This window comes from Burkholderia sp. ZZQ-2 (assembly GCF_050768715.1).
GTDB lineage: Bacteria > Pseudomonadota > Gammaproteobacteria > Burkholderiales > Burkholderiaceae > Burkholderia > Burkholderia cepacia.
Map to the genome: position 1 here is coordinate 1 of NZ_LDVA01000051.1, position 4,582 is coordinate 4,582.

Here is a 4,582-nt window from a genome sequence, read left to right on the forward strand (position 1 = left end):
CAGCGTCGCGCACGGCAGATGCGGGCCGACGAGCCACAGGTCGGCCTGTTGCGCCCAGCCTTCGCGCATGCAACGGCCGGCGTCGGCGAGCACGCCGCTCGCGCGCAGCGCATCGAGCGCGACCGCCGGCCATGCGGCCGGGTCGAGCCGGATCGACGCGTGGCGCGCGCTGTCGGAAAACGCCGCGGCCAATGCGGCCAGCAGCGCACGCCGCTGGTCGGCCGGCGACGCGCGATGGTTGTATGCGACGAGGCGCAGCGCGCCGTCGTCGCCGAGTTGCGCGCGCAACAGCTGCGCGCCGATGCCGTCGCCCTGCGCGACGCGGATCTCCGCGCCGTCGCGCACGGCGAACAGGCCGTCCGCGAACGCGAGGCGATAGGTATCGAGCATCGTGAATCCGTCCGGACGCACTTCAGCCAGCATGGCGTTCCTCCAGTCCCGTTTCCGTGCATGCGTCGAGCCGCGCGCCGAGTGCCGCGAAGGTCGGCGACGCGAACAGGTCGGCGACCGTCAGCGCGTGACCGGCCCGGCTGGCCGCGTCGACGAAGCGCACGACGTCGAACGACGTCGCGCCCGCTTCGAACAGGTCGGCATCGGGCTCGGGCGCGGCCGTCGCGAACGTGTCGGACCACAGCACCGCGAGCACGGCAGCCGCATGCGGTGCGCGTGACGACGTTGCAGCGCGTGCGTCGCCTGCCGCGTGCGCGCGCGGCGACGCTTGCGCAGCGGTATGCGTGTCGGGCGCGCCGAGCGCGGCTTCCGACGCGCCGGCGAAGCGCGCGACTTCGTCGTGGTAAACGTCGACGAGCGCATCGACGAAGCGGCGGTCGAGCAGTTCGTCCGCATACGAGAACGCGGCGCTCACGCGCCCGTCCGGATGCTCGACGACGTCCAGCTCCAGCGTGAACACGACGCGATGGCGCACCTCGTCGAACCCGGCCAGCGACAGGCCGGCCCAGTCGCGCGCGGCGGCACCGGTCGGGCGCAGGTAGTTGAACATCACCTGGAACAGCGGATTGGCCTGCGCGGCACGCGGCGCGCGCAGCGCCGCGACGACGTCCGCGAACGGCACGTCGGCGTGCGCATAGGCCGCGAGTGCCGTGTCGCGCACCTGTGCCAGCACGTCCGCGCGACGCGCGGCCGGGTCGATCCGCGTACGCACGACGACCGAATTGATGAAGAGGCCGAGCGCTTCGCGGGCCGCGTCGCCCGTCAGCTCGCGCGTCGACGCGAGCACGCCGACCGGCTGGTCGGCCGCACCCGTCGCGCGGAACAAGGCGGTGTTGAGCGCCGCGTGCAGCAGCATCGGCAGCGTCGCGTGCGCGGCCGATGCCGTATCGCGTGCGGCGCGGATCAGCGCGCCGTCGAATTCGAACGCGATGCGCGCCGCGCGCCATTGCGGCACGGCCGGCGCGTTGGCGCGCTGCGGCAGCAGGCGCGCCGGCAGGTCGGCCAGCGCATCGCGCCAGTAAGCGACGCGGGCCGGATGGCACGGCGCGGGCAGCACGAGCGGCCGGGCGACCGGCTGGACGATCTCCCCGGCCGCCACGGCCCCGCCCTGCACGCGGGCGACATAGCGCGCGCGAACCGCATCGAGCCACAGCTCGATCGATTCGCCGTCCGACACGATGTGATGAATCGTCAGCGATAGCACGTGATCGTCCGAGCCGAGCCGCAGCACCCGCGCGCGCCACAGCGGCGCATCGGCCGCGAGGTCGAACGGCGCGAGCGCATCCTCGTCGGTCAGCGCCGCCGCGCGGGCAAGCGCATCGGCTTGCGCCGACAGGTCGATCACCGGCAGTTCGACGGAAACGCCCGCGTCGATCCGCTGGCCCGGCAGCGCGCCGTCACGCGCCACGAGCCGTGCGCGCAGCGCCGGATGCACGGCCGCGACATCCGAGAAGGCCGCACGCAGCGCATCGACGTCGAGCGGGCCGCGCACCCGCAGCGCGACCGGAATGTTGTACGCGGCGCTGTCCGGCTGCGCGCGCCACAGGAACCACAGGCCGAGCTGCGCCGGCGACAGCGGCCACACGCCGTGGGCGTCCGGTTGCGCCACCGCAACGCCCGGCGCCGCGGCACCGGCATACGCGGCGCGCGGCGCATCGGCCACCTGGCGCGCGTACTGCGCGAGCACCGGCGCTTCGAACAGCGCGCGCACCGGCACGTCGCGGCCGAGCCGTTCGGCCACGCGCGTCGCGACGCGCACGGCGGCGAGCGAATGGCCGCCGAGATCGAAGAAGTGATCGCCCCGGCCCACACGCTCGAGATTCAGCACGTCGCACCAGATCGCCGCGAGCGCGGCTTCGTCGCCGTCCTGCGGCGCTTCGTACGCGCGTTCGACACGCACGGGCGCCGGCAGCCGTGCGCGGTCGACCTTGCTGTTCGCGTTGCGCGGCAGCGCGTCCAGCACGATCAGCTGCGCGGGCACCATGTAATCGGGCAGCGTGCGGCGCAGGTGTGCTTCGAGCGTCGCGGCTTCGACCGGCTGCGCGGCCGCCCGTGCGTCGGCGGTCAGCTCGACGTACGCGACGAGCTGCGCGAGTGCGCCCTGCCCGTGCACGACCGCGCATGCTTCACGCACCGCGTCGTGCGCGGCAAGCTGCGCCTCGATCTCGCCGAGTTCGATGCGCAGCCCGCGCAGCTTCACCTGGTGGTCGACGCGGCCGATGAAGTCGAACACGCCGTCCGCGCGGCGCCGCACGAGGTCGCCCGTGCGGTACAGCCGCGCGCCCGGCGCGCCGTACGGATCGGGCACGAAACGCTCGGCCGTCAGCGCCGGACGGTCGAGATAGCCGCGCGCGACGCCGATCCCCTCGCCGCCCAGGTACAGTTCGCCGATCACGCCGACCGGCAGCGGATGCAGCCGCTCGTCGAGCACGTGCGCGGTGCGTGCGCCGACCAGCGTACCGATCGGCAGGTACGCGGCGTCGCCGAGCTTCGCGAGATCGTCGCCGGGCCGGAACATCCACAGCGTCGGCGTGATGACCGTCTCGGTCGGCCCGTAGCCGTTGACCACGCGCACGTTCGGCAGCGCGCGGCGCAGCATCGCGAACGCCTCGCGCGACGTCGCTTCGCCGCCGACGGTCAGCGACCGCAGCGTCGGCGGCGCGCCGTGCGCGAGCGCCCATTCGGCGAGCTGCGCGGCGCAGCCGGGCGGCACGTAGGTCATCGTCACGGCGTCGCGGACCATCATCGCGCAGGTCTGCGCGGGCGGCCACAGCACGTCGGCCGTCACCGACACGGCGGCGCCCGACATGTATTGCGAGAACCAGCCTTCATGCGCGCCGTCGAAGTTGACCGACTGGAACAGCAGGAACACGTCCTGCTCGCCGGCGCCGTAGCGCTCGGCGATCGCCGCGCAATGCAGCGCGAACGATGCATGGTCGACGATCACGCCCTTCGGCTTGCCGGTCGAGCCCGACGTGTAGATCGCATAAGCCGCGTGCCCCGGCAGCACGTCCGGCAGCACGACGTGCGCCGCTTCGTCGAGCGCAGCGACTTCATCGGCGCGCCACACGCGCAGCGCCGGCAGCTCGGGCAGCGACGCGGCGCTCGCGCCGTCGGTCAGCACGTGCGCGATGTTCGCGTCGCCGACGATCTGCGCGAGCCGTTCGCGCGGATGAGCCGGATCGAGCGGCACGAACGCGGCGCCCGACTTCAATACCGCGATCAGCGCGACGAGCAGGTCGACCGAGCGCTGCAGCGCGACGCCGACCCGCATTTCCGGCCGTACGCCGGCCGCCACCAGATGGCGCGCCAGGCGGGCCGCGCGCGCATCGACTTCGCCGCGCGTGAACGCACGATCGATATCGGCGACGCCGCGCGCGTCGGGCCGTGCCTGCGCATGCGCGGCGATGCGTGCATGCACGGGCATGAACGGCTCGGCATCGGTCGCGCCGGCCGGCGCGTTCCATGCAAGGAGCTGCGCGCGCTCGGCGGCGGGCAGCCAGTCGAGATCGCCGACCGGCATGTCGGGGCGCGCGAGCGCATCGGCGAGCAGCGTGACGAAGCGCGCGGCCAGCCGTTCGATCGCATCCGCATCGAACAGGTCGAGCGCGTAGATGAACGCGGCGTCGAAGGTGCCGTCCGGCGTCGCTTCGACCGACAGCGTCAGGTCGAATTTCGCGGAGGGTGTACCGGACGGCAGCAACGCGGCCGACGCCGCGCCGAGCGCCGGCAACGCGCGACGCTCGCCGTACGCGGCCATCACCTGGAACAGCGGATGGTGGCTCGCGCTGCGCGGCACGCCGAGCGCGTCGACCACCTGCTCGAACGGCACGTCCTGATGCATCTGCGCGTCGACGAGCGCACGCTGCGTGCGCGCGACCAGCGACGAGAAATCGCCGTGCGCGGGCACGTCGACGTCGATCGCCAGCGTGTTGACGAAGAAGCCGATCAGGCCGGCGACTTCCGCGCGTTCGCGGTTCGCGGCCGGCACGCCGACGCAGATCCGCGCATCGCCCGTCGCGCGCGCGAGCAGCGCATCGAGCGCGGCGAGCAGCACCGCGAACGGCGTGGCGCCCGATGCGGCCGCGAATGCGCGCAGTTGCGCGCCGATGCGCGCGTCGAGCGAAAACAC

General features: G+C 73.4%; 1 protein-coding gene and 1 pseudogene. Both read right to left on the minus strand.

What is annotated here, in order from left to right; translation table 11 throughout:
* Positions 1–423: pseudogene (locus ABY44_RS01645) on the minus strand (GNAT family N-acetyltransferase); the annotation flags it as partial.
* Positions 413–4,582: amino acid adenylation domain-containing protein (locus tag ABY44_RS01650; RefSeq protein ID WP_431640780.1), on the minus strand; the 4,170-nt coding region annotated here is incomplete at its 5' end. The pseudogene ABY44_RS01645 and the gene ABY44_RS01650, both read right to left, overlap by 11 nt.